General features: G+C 65.0%; 19 protein-coding genes. 11 read left to right on the plus strand and 8 right to left on the minus strand.

Annotated elements, in window-relative coordinates:
* Nucleotide 1: 1 nt before the first annotated feature.
* Both MOK15_RS01125 and MOK15_RS01130 read right to left on the minus strand, forming a co-directional pair.
* Complete coding sequence (locus tag MOK15_RS01125; protein WP_242929903.1) at nucleotides 2-850, minus strand: urease accessory protein UreD; 849 nt, start codon at nucleotides 848-850, stop codon at nucleotides 2-4.
* A 123-nt stretch (nucleotides 851-973) separates the two neighbouring features.
* Nucleotides 974-2,467 (minus strand): agmatinase family protein, encoded by a 1,494-nt coding sequence (locus MOK15_RS01130; protein WP_242929904.1) that lies wholly within the window; start codon nucleotides 2,465-2,467, stop codon nucleotides 974-976.
* A 336-nt stretch (nucleotides 2,468-2,803) separates the two neighbouring features.
* Between MOK15_RS01130 and MOK15_RS01135 the strand changes: the two genes are divergently transcribed.
* The 3 genes from MOK15_RS01135 to MOK15_RS01145 all read left to right on the plus strand — a co-directional run bounded on the left by MOK15_RS01135 (nucleotide 2,804) and on the right by MOK15_RS01145 (nucleotide 6,098).
* Nucleotides 2,804-3,385, plus strand: coding sequence for a methylamine utilization protein MauD (locus MOK15_RS01135; protein WP_242929905.1), 582 nt, complete (start codon nucleotides 2,804-2,806; stop codon nucleotides 3,383-3,385).
* A gap of 62 nt (nucleotides 3,386-3,447) precedes the next feature.
* A complete protein-coding gene (locus MOK15_RS01140; RefSeq protein WP_242929906.1) occupies nucleotides 3,448-3,918 on the plus strand; it encodes a (2Fe-2S)-binding protein in 471 nt (156 codons plus the stop codon).
* Nucleotides 3,915-6,098, plus strand: a complete 2,184-nt coding sequence (locus MOK15_RS01145) for a molybdopterin cofactor-binding domain-containing protein (RefSeq protein ID WP_242929907.1) — start codon at nucleotides 3,915-3,917, stop codon at nucleotides 6,096-6,098. Before MOK15_RS01140 ends, MOK15_RS01145 begins: the two co-directional genes overlap by 4 nt.
* A 38-nt stretch (nucleotides 6,099-6,136) precedes the next feature.
* Here the strand turns inward: MOK15_RS01145 and MOK15_RS01150 are convergent, their stop codons facing one another.
* Nucleotides 6,137-6,832 carry a class I SAM-dependent methyltransferase gene (locus tag MOK15_RS01150; RefSeq protein WP_242929908.1) on the minus strand — a complete coding sequence of 232 codons (696 nt, stop codon included), beginning with the start codon at nucleotides 6,830-6,832 and terminating at the stop codon, nucleotides 6,137-6,139.
* 162 nt (nucleotides 6,833-6,994) lie between these two features.
* On the opposite strand from MOK15_RS01150, the gene MOK15_RS01155 reads away from it, so the two are divergent.
* The 4 genes from MOK15_RS01155 (at nucleotide 6,995) to MOK15_RS01170 (ending at nucleotide 11,355) form a co-directional block, all read left to right on the plus strand.
* Nucleotides 6,995-7,798, plus strand: a complete 804-nt coding sequence (locus MOK15_RS01155; RefSeq protein ID WP_242929909.1) for a helix-turn-helix transcriptional regulator — start codon at nucleotides 6,995-6,997, stop codon at nucleotides 7,796-7,798.
* Nucleotides 7,799-7,932: 134 nt separating this feature from the next.
* Nucleotides 7,933-8,790: a peptidylprolyl isomerase gene (locus MOK15_RS01160; RefSeq protein ID WP_242929910.1), complete on the plus strand. Its 858-nt coding sequence runs from the start codon at nucleotides 7,933-7,935 to the stop codon at nucleotides 8,788-8,790.
* Between the two features lies 1 nt (nucleotide 8,791).
* Nucleotides 8,792-9,793, plus strand: a complete 1,002-nt coding sequence (locus MOK15_RS01165; RefSeq protein ID WP_242929911.1) for a HupE/UreJ family protein — start codon at nucleotides 8,792-8,794, stop codon at nucleotides 9,791-9,793.
* A complete protein-coding gene (locus MOK15_RS01170; protein WP_242929912.1) occupies nucleotides 9,790-11,355 on the plus strand; it encodes a tetratricopeptide repeat-containing sulfotransferase family protein in 1,566 nt (521 codons plus the stop codon). The genes MOK15_RS01165 and MOK15_RS01170 overlap by 4 nt, the downstream gene beginning before the upstream one ends.
* A gap of 115 nt (nucleotides 11,356-11,470) precedes the next feature.
* On the opposite strand, the gene MOK15_RS01175 is transcribed toward MOK15_RS01170, so the two are convergent.
* Genes MOK15_RS01175 through MOK15_RS01190 form a run of 4 tightly spaced genes read right to left on the minus strand, consistent with a single transcriptional unit; the run spans nucleotide 11,471 to nucleotide 15,625 of the window.
* A complete protein-coding gene (locus MOK15_RS01175) occupies nucleotides 11,471-12,226 on the minus strand; it encodes a TIGR02186 family protein (RefSeq protein WP_242929913.1) in 756 nt (251 codons plus the stop codon).
* 2 nt (nucleotides 12,227-12,228) lie between these two features.
* Nucleotides 12,229-13,143: a sulfite exporter TauE/SafE family protein gene (locus MOK15_RS01180; RefSeq protein WP_242929914.1), complete on the minus strand. Its 915-nt coding sequence runs from the start codon at nucleotides 13,141-13,143 to the stop codon at nucleotides 12,229-12,231.
* Nucleotides 13,144-13,202: 59 nt separating this feature from the next.
* Nucleotides 13,203-14,240, minus strand: a complete 1,038-nt coding sequence (locus tag MOK15_RS01185; RefSeq protein WP_242929915.1) for a hypothetical protein — start codon at nucleotides 14,238-14,240, stop codon at nucleotides 13,203-13,205.
* On the minus strand, nucleotides 14,237-15,625 hold the full coding sequence (locus tag MOK15_RS01190) for a glycosyl transferase family protein (protein ID WP_242929916.1): 1,389 nt from the start codon (nucleotides 15,623-15,625) through the stop codon (nucleotides 14,237-14,239). Before MOK15_RS01190 ends, MOK15_RS01185 begins: the two co-directional genes overlap by 4 nt.
* A 109-nt stretch (nucleotides 15,626-15,734) precedes the next feature.
* Between MOK15_RS01190 and nhaA the strand changes: the two genes are divergently transcribed.
* Both nhaA and MOK15_RS01200 read left to right on the plus strand, forming a co-directional pair.
* The gene (gene nhaA / locus MOK15_RS01195) at nucleotides 15,735-16,949 is read left to right on the plus strand and encodes a Na+/H+ antiporter NhaA (protein WP_242929917.1); all 1,215 of its coding nucleotides are present in this window, start codon (nucleotides 15,735-15,737) and stop codon (nucleotides 16,947-16,949) included.
* A gap of 110 nt (nucleotides 16,950-17,059) precedes the next feature.
* Nucleotides 17,060-17,239: a hypothetical protein gene (locus tag MOK15_RS01200; RefSeq protein ID WP_242929918.1), complete on the plus strand. Its 180-nt coding sequence runs from the start codon at nucleotides 17,060-17,062 to the stop codon at nucleotides 17,237-17,239.
* A gap of 28 nt (nucleotides 17,240-17,267) precedes the next feature.
* Here the strand turns inward: MOK15_RS01200 and MOK15_RS01205 are convergent, their stop codons facing one another.
* A complete protein-coding gene (locus MOK15_RS01205) occupies nucleotides 17,268-17,666 on the minus strand; it encodes a low affinity iron permease family protein (RefSeq protein ID WP_242929919.1) in 399 nt (132 codons plus the stop codon).
* Between the two features lie 67 nt (nucleotides 17,667-17,733).
* Between MOK15_RS01205 and MOK15_RS01210 the strand changes: the two genes are divergently transcribed.
* Nucleotides 17,734-18,060: a hypothetical protein gene (locus MOK15_RS01210; protein WP_242929920.1), complete on the plus strand. Its 327-nt coding sequence runs from the start codon at nucleotides 17,734-17,736 to the stop codon at nucleotides 18,058-18,060.
* Between the two features lie 145 nt (nucleotides 18,061-18,205).
* Nucleotides 18,206-19,405, plus strand: a complete 1,200-nt coding sequence (gene sucC, locus MOK15_RS01215; RefSeq protein ID WP_242929921.1) for an ADP-forming succinate--CoA ligase subunit beta — start codon at nucleotides 18,206-18,208, stop codon at nucleotides 19,403-19,405.
* Nucleotides 19,406-19,501 lie beyond the last annotated feature (96 nt).

A 19,501-nucleotide genomic window follows, 5' to 3' on the forward strand; every position in this document is an offset into this window, starting at 1 on the left:
CCTAACAGTAACAGATGGTTGGCATGGTCGGTGACAGTCCGAAGATGGCGGCGCGCAGCACCCCGGCGGCGCGCATGACGTCCTTGCGCAGCGCCTGCGGGTCTGCGCTGGTCAGGCGCAGGATGAGCAGCCCGTCGAAGCTGGTCGCGCCGCTGCCCGGTCCTTCGAACAGGCTGCGGGCGAGGTCGAGATAGTCGCCTGCATCAGGTCCGGCATAGACCAAAGTGGCGATGGCGGTTGCCTCGCCAAAGCCGAAGGGCGCGCGGCCCTGGGCCGCGAAATCGCCCTCGACATGGAGCGTGTCGGCCCAGACCAGCCGCCCGTCGCGGCGGATGCGCCATGCGTCGTGGATCAGACCCTGGCGGTAGGCTTCGCCCATTGCGCCGCGCCCCAGCACCAGCATCTCCATCGCCAGCATCCGCGCGTCGGGGGCAAGATCCGCCTCCAGCGTGCGGCGCATCCGGCTGCGATCGAACAGGATCGCCTCCTGCGCCAGCCATTCGCAGGCCGCGCTCGCGCCGATGGTGATGCGCGTATCGATGCGGGTGGGTTCGTCCTCGTCCAGCGCGCGATAGAGCTTCTCCGCCGCCTGCGGGACGATGGTCGCCGCCGCGCCGGGATCGACATGAATGTCGAGAGACAAGCGGTCGCCGCCGGTCAGGCCGCCGCAGGTGGTGACGGTGACGGCCAGCGGAAAGTCGCCCTCGCGTCCCTCCGGGAAGAGCAGCCGGGCGGGCGCGACCTGCGTCATGTCGCGGATGCCGCGCAGGGAAAAAGCGACCATGGCGCGCCCGTCCACCCGCTGATGCCGGGAGCGGGGCGGCAGGGCTATGGCGCGTTGGACGGTCATGAATGACATCTGGTCAGGCGCGGCGGGTCACGACATGGGGCATATGACGTATAGAACGAAAGGGCCGTGGGCATCCGCCAGCAGCCAAACACAATCCTCCCCTTACAGGGGAGGATTTGGTAGTCAGGTCGTCGGACGGCGGCTGCCCCGCGCGAAATTCGGATCGACCTTTTCCGCCTTGCCGTCCTTCGCGGCCTTCTCGCCGTAGAAGGGCTGGCCATGTTCGGTGGTCAGGTCGGAGAGATAGCCCGCCTGCTTGATGTCCTTCTTGCGCATGGCAACGCCAGTCAGGCAGGCGTGCATGATGAAATTGGCGTTTAGCGCGCTGCGATAGGTTGGGTCCAGCACCGGGGCCAGTTCGACGATCTCGAAACCGACCAGCTCATTCTCCGCGCACAGCCGCCGCACGATCGGGATCGCCTCGCGCATGGTCAGGCCGCCGGGGACCGGGGTGCCAGTGCCGGGGATGAACGCCGGGTCGAGCACATCGACGTCGAAGGAGACATAGAGTTTCTTGCCGCTTTCGCGGGCTTCCTTGAGTGCGCGCTCCATGGTGGCTTGCCAGCCATTCTTCTCGACCTCCGGCATTGCATGATAGCGCACGCCATTGTCGCGCATCCATTCGAAGCCCTCCTTCTCCGGCCAGGGGCCGCGCAGGCCGACCTGGATATAATTCCTGCCCAGCACATGGCCTTCCTTGACCGCGCGATAGACGGGGGCACCATGGGTGATGAAATGGACGCCGCCCTTGCCCGCGTCATAGTGGGAATCGAAATGGACGACGCCGAAACTGCCCTTGCCATGGACGTCGGCCAGCCCTGCTACATCGCTATATTCCAGGCTGTGGTCGCCGCCGACGATGAAGGGGATGGCGCCGGTGCGGGCGATTTCCGCCACGCGCTCACGGACATGGGCGACGGTGCGCTCGATGCTCATATTGTCGACGGCGATGTCGCCATAATCGACGATCTTCAGCTCCTTGGACGGGTCGACCATGGTGTACATGTCGATGCCGCCCGCGCCATATTGGGTGCGCATGGCCGATGGGCCGCCCTTGGCCCCGCGATAGCCCGACCCCATGTCGAGCGGCGCGCCCACGATCGCGACGTCGACCTTACCCGCCACCAGATCCTCCGGGAAGATCGCGACCGGCGCGCCCGCGAAAGTGGCGATGCCGCCGCCATAGACGCCGCCGCCCCGGCCATGGGCGTAATAGCTGAGTTCGAACGGGCCGGGTTCGCGCTTGGGGTCGAGGCCGCCGGGCCGGCGCAGTTTCCAGCCGTTGAAATTTTCATTGTCGGTGTCGAGCGGGATCGCCGCCATGTCTGTCCTGGCGTTGAATTTCGACGCCTTCACCGCGTCCATCATAGCTTCGATATAGGCGTCGATTTCCTGCGGACTTTTGGTCGCCAGCCGCTCGAACAGCTTGTCGTAGGAGCCGGCGAACATCTCCGCCGGGTCGGAAGTCAGAAATTCGCGCTTGTCCTTGCTCAGCCCCTTGATCCTGGCTTCTAGCGCGGGCGGGATGGTCGGTTTGTCATTCTGCGCCACCACCGCCGCCGACGAGATCACCGTGGCCGCGAGCAAGGCGCCCAGCAGCCCATGTTTCAGCCTCATCACGAACCCCTTTTCGAACCTTGACGTTTGTCCTGAAAGCTAGGTGCGGGCGACGAGGCGGCAATGGGGCGATTGACGTAGCCCCCCGATGCAACGGCCCGGACCCACAGGGAGTCCGGGCCGGAGCAGGCGCTATGGGAGAGGTGTTGTGCGCGCCTGCTGCAGAGCGGCCTCGGCCGCCCAAGGGGATCCTGCGAACGACCCCGCATCCGGCATAGCGGCTTGATGCGCCACGGCTCTACGTCAAACACCCTATCGAGCGTGGACGGGGGGCGGGGTAGCGCGGCGGACGGGATCTATCGGGGTTGGGACCATGACAAAGGCTGTGGCCACACCATGTTGATCGCCTCTCTCTTCCTGTTGTGGGTCATCGTCATCCTGCTGGTCGTCGCCGTCATCGCGCTCGCGCGGCAGGTGCGGCTGTTGCAGGATCGGGCGGCGGCAAGCCCACCGCGCGGGCGGGTGAAGGGCGCGGGCGGCAACGCGCCGATCGTGAGCGCGCCGACGCTGGCGGGGGACATGCTGACGATCGGCGGGCCGAGCGCGGACGGGCGCGCGATGCTGTTGCTGTTCATCCGCCCCGGCTGCCCGGCCAGCCGTTCCGCCATTCGCGACGCGCTGGCGCTGACCGACCGCAAGAAACTGCGGCTGCTGTTCCTGGGGGAAGGGCAGGCGGAGGAATATGGCGACCTGCTGCGCCAGCACCGCATTCGCGACACCGACATCATCCTGAACGCGCAAGTGCTGGGCGATTATCGCGCGGGCGACCGTCCGTCCGCCGCGCTGATCGATGCGCGGGGGCGGTTGGTGGCGCGCGGCGTGGTGGAAGCGCGGGCGCAACTGGACGCATTGCTGGTCCATATCGAGCCGGGTGAAATCGACGGGGAAGATAAGGAAGGCATGACCATCCTATCCTGATGCGACTGGACATGACGGGGCAGATCGGCATCTAATAGGGTACAAGAATATGGGGTAGGCATATGGCGATCAGTTTCACGGTGAACGGCGAGAAACGACAGATCGATGGCGATCCGGCCAAGCCCCTGCTCTGGGTGTTGCGCGAGGATCTGGACATGGTGGGCACCAAGTTCGGCTGCGGCGCGGGACTGTGCGGCGCCTGTACGGTGCATGTCGACGGCAATGCCGTGCGATCCTGCCAGACGCCGCTGGGCGATGTGCAGGGCATGGCGGTCACGACCATAGAGGGCGTGCAGAAAAGCGATCCCGGTAAGCGGATCGCCGCCGCCTGGGTGAAGCTGGACGTGCCCCAGTGCGGCTATTGCCAGGCCGGGCAGATCATGAGCGCGACCGCGCTTCTGGCGCAGACGCCCAAGCCGACCGATGAGGAGATTGACGGGGCGATGATGGGCAATCTCTGCCGCTGTTCCACCTATGTCCGCATCCGTGCCGCGATCAAGGACGCGGCCGGGATCAGGGAGGCAAAGGCATGAGCGCGACCGCCCTTTCCCGCCGCAGCTTCATCTCCGCCTCATTGCTGACGGGCGGTGGACTGCTGTTCGATCTCCATGTGCCGATGGCGCGGGCGGCGGACGGAACGCCGGTGATCCTGACGGCCTTCATCCGCATCCTGCCCGACAATCGCATCATCATCGGCGCAAAGAATGCGGAGGTCGGGCAGGGCGCCAAGACCATGTTGCCGATGATGATCGCGGAGGAACTGGACGTCGACTGGAGCCAGGTGACGATCGAGCAGACCCATGCCGACCAGTCCATCTTCGGCGGCCAGGTGGCGGGCGGCAGCCGCACCACGCCGCGCGAATGGCTGCCCACGCGGCAGGCCGGCGCGGCGGCACGGGCCATGCTGGTCGCAGCGGCGGCGCAATCATGGGGCGTGGCGCCCGATACGCTGAAGACCGCTGGCGGCAAGGTCAGCGATCCCGTATCCGGCAAATCCGTGCCCTATGCCGCGCTCGCGGCGGCGGCGGCGAAGCTGCCCGCGCCCGATCCGGCGACGCTGAAACTGAAAGACCCGGCCGATTTCCGCATCATCGGCCAATCGATCGGTGGGGTCGATACGCCCGCCATCGTCGCGGGCAAGCCGCTGTTCGGCATCGATTTCAAGCTGCCGGACATGCTCTATGCCGTCCTGGAAACCTGCCCGGCCTTTGGTGGTACTTTCAAGTCGGCCAATCTGGACGCGGTGAAGGCGCTGCCGGGCGTGGCGCATGTGCTGGCGATCAAGGGCGACGGCACGCCGGAATCCGGCTTCGATGGCGTCGCGATCCTCTCGAAAAGCTGGTGGAGCGCCAATCAGGCGCGCGAAGCGTTGAAGGTCGACTGGGACATGAGCGCCGTGAGCGGCTTTTCGACCGAGCGCTATGCCGCCCAGGCGGCGGAGAAACGCCAGGCGAAGGCAGATGGCGAGATTGTGCGAACCGGCGATGTCGATGCCGCCTTTGCGAGCGCGGTCAGGACGGTCACGGCCGACTATAGCTATCCCTTCCTCGCCCATGGCACGCTGGAGCCGCAAAATTGCACCGCCTTGTTCAAGGATGGCGCGATCGAGATATGGGCGCCGACGCAGAATCCGGAAAATGGACGCGGGCTGGTGGCCAAGGCGTTGAACCTGCCGCCCGAAAAGGTCCGCATCAATTTCTCGCGCATCGGCGGCGGTTTCGGCCGGCGATTGATGAACGATTATATGGTGCAGGCGGCGGTGATCGCGGCACAGTTGCCCGGCGTGCCGGTCAAGCTGCTATGGAACCGGCAGCAGGACATCCAGCGCGACTTCTACCGTCCCGCCGGCTGGCACGGTTTCCGCGCGGCGCTGGACAAGGGTGGCCGGCTGACTGCCTTCCACGATCATTTCCTGACCTTCGGCAAGGATGGCAAGCCGGTGCGCGGGGCGGAACTGTCCGCCAGCGAGCTGCCCGCGGGCCTGATCGACCATGTGCTGCTGGAACAGAGCTTCATCGCCACCAACATGCCAACCGGCTGGCTCCGCGCGCCCGGCTCCAACGCGCTCGCCTTCGTCTATCAGGCCTTCCTGGACGAAGTCGCGCAGGCGGCGGGCAAGGATCTGCCGACGCTGATGCTGGAGATTCTGGGCGACCCGAAGGTCATGCCGCGCGGGAATAACGCCCCGCCCTTCGTCACGGCGCGCGCCAGGGGAGTGATCGAAAAGGCCGTCGCGATGAGCGGCTGGGCCGAACGCAAGGCGCTGCCCAAGGGGACGGGCAAGGGCTTCGCCTTCTATTACAGCCATATGGGCTATTTCGCCGAGGTGCTGGAGGTCGCGCTCGTCGACGGCAGCCCCAAGGTGAAGACCGTCTGGGTCGCGGGCGATGTCGGCAGCCAGATCATCAACCCCATCAACGCATTGCACCAGGCGCAGGGATCGGTGATCGAAGGACTGGGCCAGGCGCTGGCCGGGCAGCAGATCACGCAGGTAGCGGGCGCGGTGGAGCAGGCCAATTACGACACGCACCCCTTCCTGCGCATCAACGACGCACCGGAGATCATCGTCGAATTCGTCAAGGCCGCCTATCCGCCCACCGGTCTTGGCGAGCCTGCCCTGCCGCCGGTCATCCCGGCCCTGGTCAACGCGATCCATGCCGCGACAGGCAAGCGCATCCGCAGCCTGCCGATTACGGCGGAGATGCTGGCGTAGCCGGGGGATCGACATGTCTTCGCGCTTTACCCCGGCCGTCAGCGGACCCGCACACTGAACTCGTTGCCACGGCCTTCGCCGATCGGCAGCGATTGTGAGAGATAGCCGTTCACACGATCATGGACATAGGCCTGATATTCAGGATCGAACGCATTCTCGCCCAGGATGATCGCGCCCGGCATCAAACCCGGCTCGACCAGTTTCAGCACTGGAAGATACAGTGAAAAGGCGCCGTCGATGAGCAACAAGTCGACGTCACTGCCGACATGCTGCAAGGTTTCGAGCGCGTCGCCCTCGCGTATTTCCACCAGGTCCGCCAGACCGGCCGCAGCGAGATTGGCCCGCGCCCGCGCCACCTTGGTCGGCTCGATTTCCGAACCGATGAGCTGCCCGCCGCCATTGTCGCGGAGCGCGGCGGCAAGGTAGATCGCCGATATCCCCATGGACGTGCCGAACTCAACGATCCGTGTAGCCTTGCAGGCGCGTGCGATCGCGTAAAGGAAGCGACCAAAGGCCGGAGAGACGGCCAGGAAATTTCCGGCCGTGCTGCGCGTGCTTGCTCGATAGTCTATCTTCTCTTTCGCCAGGAGGTCGGCGACCACCTGCTCCAGCGATGCGCCTGGGGCCTCGATCGCCGCCATCATTTCCTCGATATGCTGCTGATCGGAGATTTCGGCCTGGCGGTGCAGAGTGTCCAGCAACTTGCTGACGGGAGCAGAATCCAAGGTGGTCAAGATTTTTCCTTTCGAATTGGCCCTTCCGGACAAGGCGTTCAAAGCGACCTCGACAGGTCATGACCTGATGGATATTGGGATCAATGCATGGCGTCATTCCGAAGGTTGGACAGAATGTTATTCAATACCGCCAAATTTAGACGGATCATCGGGATATAGACGATGCCGATCCTGACCGCCGTCGATGGACCCGGCTGGATCGAGCCTGACGACGTGCCCCGTCCCATCGTGGCCTTCGGCGCCGCGATGGCAGATAGCGGCGGCTTCGAACTCCACCCGCACCGCCACAGGAAGGGGCAGATGCTGCTTGTCCAGCGCGGCGCACTCAGTTGCGAGGTTGAGGGCGGATTGTGGATCGTGCCGCCCGGAAGCGCCATCTGGATACCGGGCGGCGCACTCCACGCATTCAAGGTGACGGGCGCGCTCGAAGGCTATTGCGCTTTCGTCGATCCGACTGTCGGCGGAGGGTTGCCGGATTTGTGCCGTGCCGTTTCCGTGACCCCGCTGCTGCGGGCGTTGCTGGCCCGCGCCGCGCATCTTCCGTACCTTTACGAGGAAGGCGGCGCCAATTCGCGATTGGTGGCAGTGATCCTTGACGAACTCGTCACGGCGCGGATCGAGGATTTCCACCTGCCGATGCCCACTGACCCTCGCCTGCGCAGGGTCGCTGATGACATGATCGCGACACCAGCGAATCGCGGGACATTGGTTGGCTGGGCGCAGCGGGCCGGCATGAGTGAGCGGACCATGATGAGGCTCATCAGCCGTGAGACCGGTATGAGCTTCGGCCGCTGGCGTCAGCAACTGGCCGTCATGCTGGCGGTGAAATGGCTGGCGGGCGGGGCGTCAATCCAGCAGGTGGCCGCCGATCTTGGCTATGAGAGCGTGCCCAGCTTCGTGACCATGTTCCGCAAGGCGCTTGGTACATCGCCTGCCCGCTATATGGCGAACCGTCATGCGGATTGATCGTAGCGCTTTGGGCCAGGCATCAGTGGGCTGTCAGGTTTGACCAAGGGGAGCCATCCGCGGTGCTGCCCCATGCGTCATTTGACGTAGAGGGGTGGGCCTCCCGGATCGTCATAATTGGGGAGGAACGCCCGATGCGCCGGGTGGGTGTGAAAGGGTTTGCGCTGATGCGCCATGTGCTGGCTTCGTTGCGCGGGTCGCTTTTGTCGCTGCGCGGCTTGGCGAACCGCGATCCGTTCTTCGTCTTCCTGCTCGTCGCGGGGGCGATTTTCCTGCTTTATTGGGCGGTCAGCGCCCGGCATGAAGAGATTGATGTGCCGCTTTCCGTGCAGAAGAGCCTGTCCGACGATTATGAGATGATGGCGGGCAAGAAGCCCGACCGCCAGGCCAGGGCCAAGCTGATCCACGATTATGTCGCCGACGAGCTGTTGTTCCGCGAGGCGGTGGAGCGCGGTATGCACATGACCGACAAGACGACCAAGCAGCGGCTGATCGACCGGGTGCGCTTCATGATCGCAGGCGCACCAGCCGATCCCAGCGAGGACCAGTTGATGGGCTATTATGCGACCCATCGCGACCTCTATCGTGCCGAGCCGCGCCTGTCGGTGGACCATGTGTTTTTCGAGAAGCAGCCGGCCAATGCACCCGCGTTGCTGGCGATGTTGCAGTCGGGCGGCACGGTCAAGGGCGATGATTTCTGGATGGGGCATGACCTGCCCGACTATGGCGAATCCATGCTGCGCGGCATGTTCGGCCAGCCGTTCCTCGATAGGCTGAACAAGACGCCGACCGGGCAATGGGTTGGGCCGCTGCGATCGACGCGCGGCTGGCATTTCGCACGGGTGCGCGATCGGGGGGCGTCCGCGATGCTGCCCTATACCGAGGTGCGCGATCAGGTTCGCCAGGACTATCTCGCGGCCGAAACCGGCGCGTTGGTCGAAAAGGAGGTCCTGAAGCTGGAGACCGGCTATCGCATCAAGGTGGAGCAGTAACATGCTGCGTCGTGCGTTGCTGATCCTGGCGGTGGCGATGGGCTTTCCTGCGCCGGCGCAGGCCGATGTGTTTCGTGTCGGTGACTTTGTTATCCAGCCGGACGTCGACCCCGGCAGCTTCGAATTGAGCGCGTCGGTCCCCTCCGTCCTTGCCAGCGACAAGCGGCTGGGCCTGCCGCAGGGCTGTCGCGAGACGAGCCGTGAGAAGCTGACCGAGGCGGTGATGACCCGCTATGCGATCGGTATCGCCTGCGACCGGGTGCTGGCGGCGGAGGACGCGATCGTCACCCCGTGGGCGGTCGATGGCGGCACCTTCCTGTCCACCGCCACCGGCGCGCGGGTGCAGCAGGCGTTGCAGCCGGACGGCGACACGCTCTCCCTGCCGATCGGCGAAACGGTGGCGCGGAGCAGGGCGCTGCCGGAGGTCGCGGTCGAATATACGTGGCAGGGAATCGTGCATATATTGGGCGGCTGGGACCATCTGGCCTTCGTCCTGTGCCTCTGCCTGCTGGCGCGGGGGCGGTTCCTGCTGGCGCTGGTGACGACCTTCACCCTGGGTCATTCGCTGAGCCTTGCGCTGGCCTTCTTCGACATCGTCAAGGTGCCGGTGCCGCCGGTCGAGGCGGTGATCGCGCTGTCCATCGCCTTCATGGCGCGCGAGGCGATCCGCGCGAAGGAGAGCGACAGGGACGATCCGGGCAAGCGGCGGCGCCAGCTTGCGGTGGTGGCGGGCTTCGGCCTGCTGCACGGACTGGGCTTCGCGACCGTGCTGCGCGAACTGGGCGTGGCGCCGCAGGAGCGTTTGCCAGGCCTGCTCTTCTTCAACGGCGGCGTGGAATTGGGGCAGTTGATCTTCGTCGCCTGTGTGTTGGGGGTGATGAAGCTGGCCAGCATCTTCGACCGCGACCAGTGGGTACGGCAGGGCGCGCTTTATGGCGCGGGGATCGTCGGCTGCTTCTGGGTGATCGAACGGGTGGCGGGCTTCACCCTGGGGACGGCATGAGCCTGGAGGCGCTGGCGCGCGCGGCACTGGTGCGGGGCGACCTCCCGGCCGCAGCGCAGGCCGCGCAACGGCTGGCGATGGCGGAGCCGGACAAGCCGGGTGGCTTCTTCCTGCTGGGCATGGCGGCCGCGGAGGCAGGGCAGGTCGCCAAGGCGCTGCCCATGCTGGAGCAGGCGGTGGCGCGGGGCGGGGAGGCGGAGCATCTGGCGCAATATGCCCGGCTGCTGATCCTGCTGCGCCGTGATGGCGAGGCGGCGAAGGCGGCGCGGGATGCGCTGACGGCCGGGCCGGGGGATGCCCTGACGCTCGACACGATCGGCTGCGTGCTGGCGCGGCTGGGCGATCATGAGGCATCGGTTGCGCCTTTCGAAGGCGCGGTGGCGGCTGAACCGGGCAATCTGGGCTATCGCTATAACCTCGCCGCAGCCTGCGGGTTCGTTGGGCGAGTGGAGGCGGCGCGCGACCATTATGAGGCGATCCTGCGGGCCAATCCGGGCGACGCGCGGGTCCATTATGCGCTGGCCATCCTGTCGCGGCAGAGCGTGGAGGCGAACAGCGTGCCCCGGCTGGAGACGGCGCTGGGTGAGGCGACACGGCCGGAGGACAGGCGGCGCATCCGCTATGCACTGGCCAAGAGCCATGAGGATATGGGTAACGCCGCCGAAGCTTTCGCCCATCTGTCGGTCGCCAATGCCGCGCACAAACAGGCGATCGGCTATGATTTCGCGCAGGACGCGGCGATCTTCGACGCGATCGAGCGGCTGTTCGCCGATGGCGCGCCGAAGACGTGGGGCAGAGGGCTGGACGAGCCGGCGCCGATCTTTGTCGTGGGGATGCCGCGCACGGGTACGACCCTGGTCGATCGTATCCTGTCCTCCCACCAGCAAGTCGGGTCGGCGGGTGAGTTGCAGGCGATGCCGCTGGCGGTGAAGCAGTTGGCCGGAACGCGATCCCGCCTGGTGATCGACCCGGAGACGATCGCGGCGAGCGCGGCGGCGGACCCGTTGGCGATCGGCCGGGCCTATATGGCGCGCGCCAGCCACCACCGGCCCGAAGGCAAGGCGCGCTTCGTCGACAAGCTGCCGGCAAACTTCCTCTATGTCGGGCATATATTATGCGCGCTGCCGCAGGCGCGGATCGTCTGCCTTCGCCGCCATCCGATGGATACGGTGTGGAGCAACTACAAGAATCTGTTCGCCAGCCAGTCAGCCTATTATGCCTATAGCTACGACCTGATGGACATAGCGCGCTATTATGCGCGGTTCGACCGGTTGATGGCGCTGTGGGACCGGTTGTTTCCGGGCCGGGTGCTGCAGCTTTCCTATGAAGCGCTGGTCGCGGATCAGGAGGGCGGGACGCGGCTGCTGCTGGCGCATTGCGGGCTGGACTGGGACGAAGCCTGCCTGTCCTTCCATGAGAATGAGGCGGCGGTCGCCACGCCCAGCGCCGCGCAGGTCAGGCGGCCGCTCAATGCGGAGGCGGTCGGACGCTGGAAGCGGCATGAGGGCGACCTTTCGCCCGTGCATGAATGGCTCACCGCGCAGCAGATCGCGCTGGATTAGGGCGGATCGACATTCACAGTTTTAGGCGCTTCCCAAGCCGTCATGCCGGATCAGGTCCGGCATGACGTTGAAAATGAGGCTGAGGCTTCCGCATTAACCTGAATGTCGATCGGTCCTATAACCGTCGCGCGATGGCGCCGGCGGCCCAGCCCATGCCGACCGCAAGGAGGATGGCGGTCAGGCCGTAGAAGAAGGACCAGCGCTCGGCCGCCACCGCCATGAACTGCTCGAAGCCGGATTTGCGCACGGTGATGTCGCGGACGGCCGCAGCGACGACGCGGCCGTCCTGCACCAGGAAGGTTTCGGCGGTATAGTCGCCCACGATGACGCGCGCCGACATCGGCAGGCGCGCGCGATAGAGCACGCCGTCGGTGATCTCCAGCGTGCCGGGGCGTTCGACGAACAGGCCGGCGCGCTGGCGCAGGTCGACCAGCCCGGCCTGGAACCGGTCCAGTTCCGCGCTGTCGTTGAGCGAGGAGGGTGAGAGTTGCAGCTTGTCGACGCCCAGTTCGTAGATGGCGGCGGTGCGTTCATCGACGATCCGGTCGATCGGGCGCGACGAGGCCATGGCATAGAAGCTGGGCGCCGACTGGAAGCGCGCCCGATCGGCATTGACCCAGATGCCGGCGACCTTCTGCTTTTCGCGCATCAGGATCGACTGGTCCGGCCCCTTGAGCACCACCACGACATCGGCGGGTTTTTCCGGCCGTACGCCGCCCGGATAGACGATCGCTCCGAACAGCAGCAGATCGGCGCCGGTGAAGCTGTATTGGATCTCCACGTCGCGCTGCGACACGTCGGGCACCAGTTGCGGTTCGTCCGCCGCGCCGAGCAGCAGCGCTGCTGCCATCAGGACGAAGGGACGGCGCATCGTCAGTGAATCTCGATCGTGTAGATTTCGTCGGGCCGCCACCCCAGGCCGAGCGCCATGCGCGCCGCGACCAGCAGGACGATGGCGGCGAGCAGGATGCGCAGATATTCCGGCCGGATCGTCATGGAAAGGCGCGTGCCCACCTGCGCACCGGTAACGCTGCCGATCAGCAGCAGCATGGCCAGCACCAGATCGACGGCCTTGGTCGTCATGGCGTGCATCATCGTGGTCGCCATGGTCACGAACAATATCTGGAACAGCGACGTTCCGACCACCGACTGGGTCGTCATGCCCAGCAGATAGAGCATCGCCGGCACCAGGATGAAGCCGCCGCCCACGCCCAGCAACATGGTGAGGATGCCGGTCGCCATGCCGAGCAGCAACGGTGCGAGGGGCGAGATATAGAGGCCGGAACGGTAGAAGCGCCAGCGCATGGGCAGGGCCGCGACCAGCGGATGATGACGCCGCTTGCGCGCTTGCGGCTTCTGCCCGGTCTTGAGCGCGATCAGCGCCTGGATCGATTCCTTGGCCATCAGGCCGCCGATGCCGCCCAGCATCACGACGTAGAGGATGCCGATCACGGTATCGATCTGCCCCAGATGCTGCAGCAGGCGGAAAATGAGGACGCCAAGGCCCGCGCCGACCACGCCACCGGCGATCAGCACACCGCCCATGCGGAAATCGACAGTGCCGCGCGACATGTGCGTGACGACGCCCGATACGCTGGCGCCCGTGACCTGCGACGCGGCGGAGGCGGCGGCGACGGTAGGGGGGATGCCGTAGAAGATCAGCAGCGGCGTCGTGAGGAAACCGCCGCCCACGCCGAACATGCCCGACAGCAGTCCGACCACGCCGCCCAGTCCGATGATGACCAGCGCGTTCACCGACAGATTGGCGATGGGCAGGTAAAGATCCATGGCTTCTCAGGGCCTAGTCGCAAAGCGCGGCGATATAAAGGCGGCTTGGGCGGTGTCGGTCAAAAATCCGCGGCCAGGGTGACGGCGAGGCCGGAAGAGGGAGCCGCTTTCCCCGCAATCCGTTCCCGCCATTCGATGGAGAGGCGGGCGGCCGTGCTGGGCAGGGGGAGGCGGAGCTGGATTTCGGGGCCGATGTCGATCCGCTCGATCCCCGTTTGCGCGCCGCCGGAAATGGCCGCCCCGACCCGGAGGGGTGTATGGGCGATGGGGGACAGGAGCGAGAGCTTGCCGTCGATAAAGGCATCGCGACGGCGGAAGCCGACCAGACCGACCTGCGCATAGGCTTCGGCATCGATGCCTGGTGCGATCCGGGTAGGGCCGAAGCCACCCGCCGCCAGCACGGCCATCGCGTTGCGGGCGCCATCGGCCAGTTTGATGCGGCGTTCCATCGCAAAGCTGACGGGAAGGGCGGGGAATGGCTGGATGGCGACACCGATGGCGGCTTCGGGTGCTGTCGGGCGTTCGAGTGCGCTGGTGAGGCGGGCATAGGCGGCGGGGTGTCGGCGCGATCCTGGAGCCAGCGCATAGTCGATGCGAAGCCCCGCCTGCGATCCGCCGAGCCGCCCCGCTGTTGCGATGTCGGCGCGGCTGGCGTCGCCGGGCCGCCAGAGCGCCCAGGCGCTTCCGCGCCAACGACGGGGGTTGGGCTGTGCTGGAAGCCATACGGACAGCGGGCGGGGAATTGCGGACGGAATGCTGTTCATAGTGTCGATAGCATGATGCTGGCTGGCATAGACGCGCGGCGCGCCTCGATGGGTGGACGGAGATGCGAGGAGCACCGGTAGGGGCAGCCGGGTAGGGAGAGAATGCGATGTCAGAGCCATCCGCCGCGCGCCGTGAGGAAAAAGCGTAGGGCTGGCCCCGATTTTGGGGGCTGAGGGAGGCGCAGCAGCGGAAACGCCGACGGGGCGGGGCGAAGCGATAGCAGACAGCGGTGCGTCGGATATGCTTGGCTGGGCGGCAAGGCGGATCGCGACCCAGCCGATCATCAGCAGCGCGAAGAAGCGCAGAGGCCGGCCGCTACGGGTCGCCGTCATGGATCTGTCCGCAGGTCCGGGAAATGATGATGTGTCTTGTCCCATGTCAACGGCTTGCCGAGGAGCGAGCGGACATAGAGAAAGACGGCGCGACGGGCAGCCAGAATGGCGACAAGGTTGGCGACCACCGTACGCGGAATGGCGCCCAGCCCGTAACGCCAGCCATAGGCGTGCGTCACGAAGAGTACGCGCATGACCCCGCGCCAGATCATTAGGCCGAGATTGAACCAGAGGAGACTGGTGAGGAAGGGAGGCAGGGGCTGTGTCGGGCGTGGATAGACCTGATCGATCGCCCAAAGCGCCACCCAGAGCAACAGGGTCAGATAGGCGGCAAACAGCACCAGCGCGGTGAGCGCGGAACGCCGGTCGCGCAGGCGCATCCACCATTCGGCCACGCCGCCCTGCCATCCCATGCGATCCCATCCGGCGAGCGAGATGCCGACTATCCAGCGTGCCTTCTGCCTGACCGCTGCCTGGATGCTGTCGGGGAAATATTCGCGCGTCGCGACCAATTCTCCGGCGGCGTCGCGCATCCGGACGAAGACGCCGCGCCCGCCCATGGCGCGGATGCGCAGGCCTGCTTCATAATCCTCCGTCAGGCAGGACGGGTCGAACGGGCCATAGGCGGGATCGTGCGCCAGAGCCGCCAGCGCGTTCCGTTCGAAGGCGCAGGCGACCCCGGCTGACGGAACCGAAGCGCCCAGCGCCTCCCGGACAATCAGGAGCCGGCCATGGCTCTCTGCAAATTCATCGCCATAATGATTGGCGATGGCACGGGCGAACCAGCCGCCACGGCCGGGCAGGGGCAGCACGGGTAGTTGCACCAGGTCGAAACGGTCGATCATGAAGTCGAACAGGCGGATCTCGTCGGCATGGACGACATCCTCCGCATCGTGGAGTATGATCGCCTTGTAGCGGAAACCGCCAGCCTCCTCTTCGGCCAACATCGCGCGCCAGAGCAGGTTGAGGCAATCGGCCTTGGTCGTGGGGCCTTCACGGTTGTTGACGGCCAGCGTCAGGCGGGGGTCGCTTTCCGCGCATGTCGCAACGGCGTTGATCGTTGCCGGGTCGTTCGGGTAGGTGCCGACAAAGATGCGATAATGCGCTGCGCCCCAGCGGCTGAGCGCATTGTGCAGCATCGGCCCGATCACCGTCGCTTCCTGCCAGGCCGGTACGAAGATGGCGATCTTGCCGGGGTTGCAGGAAACGGGCAGGCTTGCGGTCGTCATCCGAGGATGGCGCGCATAGATGGTGAGGTCGCGCCAGGCTTTGCGGAAAAGAAACAGGAGATCGACAAGGACATCGTCAATGCCACCAAGGGCGAAGCCGACGGCTGCAAACAGCAGCAGTTCGTGATGCAGCGCGGCGAGTGCCGCAACCAGCATGTCCCCCAAAGGCTTGACCCCCGTGCCCGATCGCGAGAGAGGATGCCATCGGCCTCTGCCGCTTCCAAGCCCCTTGGCGTCCTTATGCACCAGAAGGGACCTATTTCGGATGAAGCATCGACCATCTTCTGCACTGCGGGATTTTCTGACTGGCGAGGCGGGCGGCGCGATGCTGCTGATCCTGGCCGCCGGCCTGGCGATGTTGTTCGCCAATCTGCCCGGCATGGCGGGCCATTTCTATCATGACCTGATCCATATGGAATTGGGGCCGACCCTGTCGCCCAAATTGGGTCCGATGACCGTCCATCTGTGGATAAATGACGGCCTGATGGCGGTCTTCTTCCTGGTCGTCGGGCTTGAGATCAAGCGCGAGTTCCTCGATGGCGGCCTGTCCACCTGGGACCGGAGACGTCTGCCTATCCTGGCTGCCGGGGCGGGGATGGTGGTTCCGGCGATCGTCTATCTGGCGGTTACGATGGCGCAGCCCGGCCTGTCCAGCGGATGGGCCATCCCCGCTGCGACCGACATCGCGTTTGCGATCGGCGTGCTGGCGCTGCTCGGCGATCGTGCGCCTGCCTCCCTCAAACTGTTCCTGACGGCGGTCGCGATCGTCGATGATATGGGGGCGGTGGCGATCATCGCCCTGTTCTACACCCATGGCCTGGACCTGGTCGCGCTTGCGGGCGCGGCTGGTGTGCTGGCGGTTATGTATGGTCTCAACCGCGCAGGCGTCCGGATGCTGGCCCCTTATCTGATCGGCTTTGTGCTGCTCTGGTATCTGACGTTGCTGTCGGGCGTCCATGCGACGGTGGCCGGGGTGCTCGCCGCCATGACGATGCCGATCCGCTGCACGCCCGGCGCGCCCGACGCGGAGGATAGTCCGCTGCACCGGCTGGAACATGCGGTGCATCCCTGGAGCGCCTATGCCATCATCCCGCTGTTCGGCTTCGTCAATGGCGGAATGACGCTCAACGGGGCCATGTTCGCGGCGCTGATCGCGCCCCTGCCGCTGGGCGTGGCGCTTGGGCTGTTTGTCGGAAAGCAATTGGGCATATTCGGGGCGATCTGGGCAGCGGTGCGGCTTGGTATCGCCGAACGGCCGGCCGGCGCCAGTTGGGGGCAGGTCTATGGCATGGCCATGTTGTGCGGCATTGGCTTTACCATGAGCCTTTTCATCGGCGCTCTGGCTTTCCCCGGCCAACCCTTGCTGGTGGAGGAGGCGAAAGGGGGCGTATTGATGGGATCCCTGCTTTCGGCCCTGATCGGCTATGCGGTCCTGCGCCTGGTCGCCCGCCGGCCGCACCATGCCGAACATCCGGCGTAATAGGCTATTCGCGCAGCCGTGCGATTATGTTAAGTTCAACTCGCCGCTATGCGTGCGACTCGCATAGCCGGTTCATCGACCAATCTCACGGCAATAAGCGAGGAGGCGAGATGAGCATGGAGATGGATGTCAACTACCTGCTGCATCGCCAGCAAATGTCATTGATCCGCGCGCAGGCCAGCCCTTCGCGGGAGGGGCGCGTGGCTTATGAGAGTCTGGCGCGCAGCTATACCGATCGGATCGACGCTTACCGCAGGGAAAATGAACGGCTGATCGTGCCCGCCCATTGAGGGGTGTGGCGTTGATGGACGGGGATGGTCAGCGTCGCTGGAGCAGACGTTCGATCGCATGGTGATGGGCTTCGTCGTCGCCGCATTCCTGTTCGAGAACATGTTTGATGCGTTCCAGTTCGGCTTCGGTCAGATGTTCGATGCCGATAAAATCGTTGCGTGCATTTTCCACGGCCCGGATCAGTTCGTCCAGCTTGGCCTGGATGGCTGATCCGTCGCGGTTCTGCGCATTCTGGATCAGGAACACCATCAGGAAGGTGACGATGGTCGTGCCCGTGTTGATGATGAGCTGCCATGTATCCGAATAGTGGAACAGCGGCCCGGTGAGGAGCCACAGCAGGACGACCGCGACGGCGAGGATGAAGGCGGCCGGTTGACCGGTCCAACTGGCGATCCGGTGAGAGAATGTCGCGAAAAACCTGCCCATTGTCGGCTCCCTATCGGCGCATCCGCATTTAGGTTGTGTTCAGGCATGTTTTGGCATGAATGATGGCATGACCACCATTTCTTTTCGTGCCGCCGTCGGCCTGCTTTCCCTGTCGATGCTTCTGGCGTCCTGCTCCGGCCTGTCGCCCGAATCGCGGCTGCGGGCGAAACTGCTGGAGGCTGGACTTTCGCCGCATATGGCGGGGTGTATGGCGGAACGGATGGCCAGCCGCCTGAGTATCGACCAGTTGCGCAAGCTGCAGTCGATCGCGTCGCTCCGCAAGTCTCACAGCGAGAAGCTGAGCAAGGATGAATGGCTCTACAAGCTGCGTGCGCTGGACGATCCGGAGATATCTCGGGTGACGAGCAAAGCGGTTCTGAAGTGCAGCTTGTGATCCCGATTTCACAATAATCCGGGGCCGTTGCCCGCAACGGTTTTGCAATTTTGCAAAGTGATTTTGCAAAATCTGCTGGCGCCGTCATTTCACCTGTGCTTAGCCGCTGGACATCAGGTTCAACGCAAAAGGACGGGCCAGCCCCATGAACATCCACGAATATCAGGCCAAGGAATTGCTGGCGAAATATGGCGCGCCGATCGCCGCTGGTTACGCCGCTTTCTCGGTCGAGGAAGCCGTCGAGGCCGCCAAGAAGCTGCCTGGGCCGCTTTATGTCGTGAAGTCGCAGATCCACGCCGGTGGCCGCGGCAAGGGCAAGTTCAAGGAATTGGGCCCCGAAGCGAAGGGCGGCGTCCGCCTGGCCTTCAACCTGGACGAGGTGAAGGCGCATTCGGCCGACATGCTGGGCAACACGCTAGTCACGATCCAGACCGGCGATGCGGGCAAGCAGGTCAACCGCCTCTACATCACCGACGGCGCCGACATTGCCAAGGAATTCTACCTGGCCCTGCTGGTCGACCGCGCCAGCAGCCGGATTGCCTTCGTCGTGTCGACCGAAGGCGGCATGGACATTGAAGAGGTCGCCCACTCGACCCCGGAAAAGATTCACAGCTTCTCGGTCGATCCCGCCGCCGGTTTCCAGCCGCACCATGGCCGTTCGATCGCTGCCGCGCTGGGCCTGACCGGCGATCTCGCCAAGCAGGCTTCGAAGGTTGCTTCATCGCTCTATGCCGCGTTCCTCGACACCGACGCCGAGCAGATCGAAGTCAATCCGCTGGCGCTGACCGAGCAGGGCAATCTGCTGGTGCTCGACGCCAAGGTCGGCTTCGACGGCAACGCCATGTTCCGTCACAAGGACATCGCTGCGTTGCGCGACCTGACCGAGGAAGACCCGGCGGAAGTCGAAGCTAGCGAATATGACCTGGCCTACATCAAGCTGGACGGCAATATTGGCTGCATGGTGAACGGCGCGGGCCTGGCCATGGCGACGATGGACATCATCAAGCTGAACGGCGAATTCCCCGCCAACTTCCTGGACGTCGGTGGCGGCGCTTCCAAGGAGAAGGTGACGGCAGCCTTCAAGATCATCCTGAAGGACCCGGCGGTGAAGGGCATTCTGGTCAACATCTTCGGTGGCATCATGAAGTGCGACATCATTGCCGAGGGCATCGTCGCCGCCGCCAAGGACGTGAACCTGTCGGTTCCGCTGGTGGTTCGCCTGGAAGGCACCAATGTCCAGCAGGGCAAGGATATTCTCGCGGCTTCGGGCCTGGCGATCGTCCCGGCGGACGACCTGGGCGATGCGGCCAAGAAGATCGTGGCGGAAGTGAGGAAAGCAGCCTGATCGGCTCTTTCGCCTGAACCAGACACCAAAGGGTGCGGGTGGTCCGGAAACGGGCTGCCCGCGCCCGTGCTGGCGTTGATAAGGAGGATGTTGAAG

It is taken from the genome of Sphingobium sp. BYY-5 (genome assembly GCF_022758885.1).
In the GTDB taxonomy this organism is placed as follows: Bacteria; Pseudomonadota; Alphaproteobacteria; order Sphingomonadales; family Sphingomonadaceae; genus Sphingobium.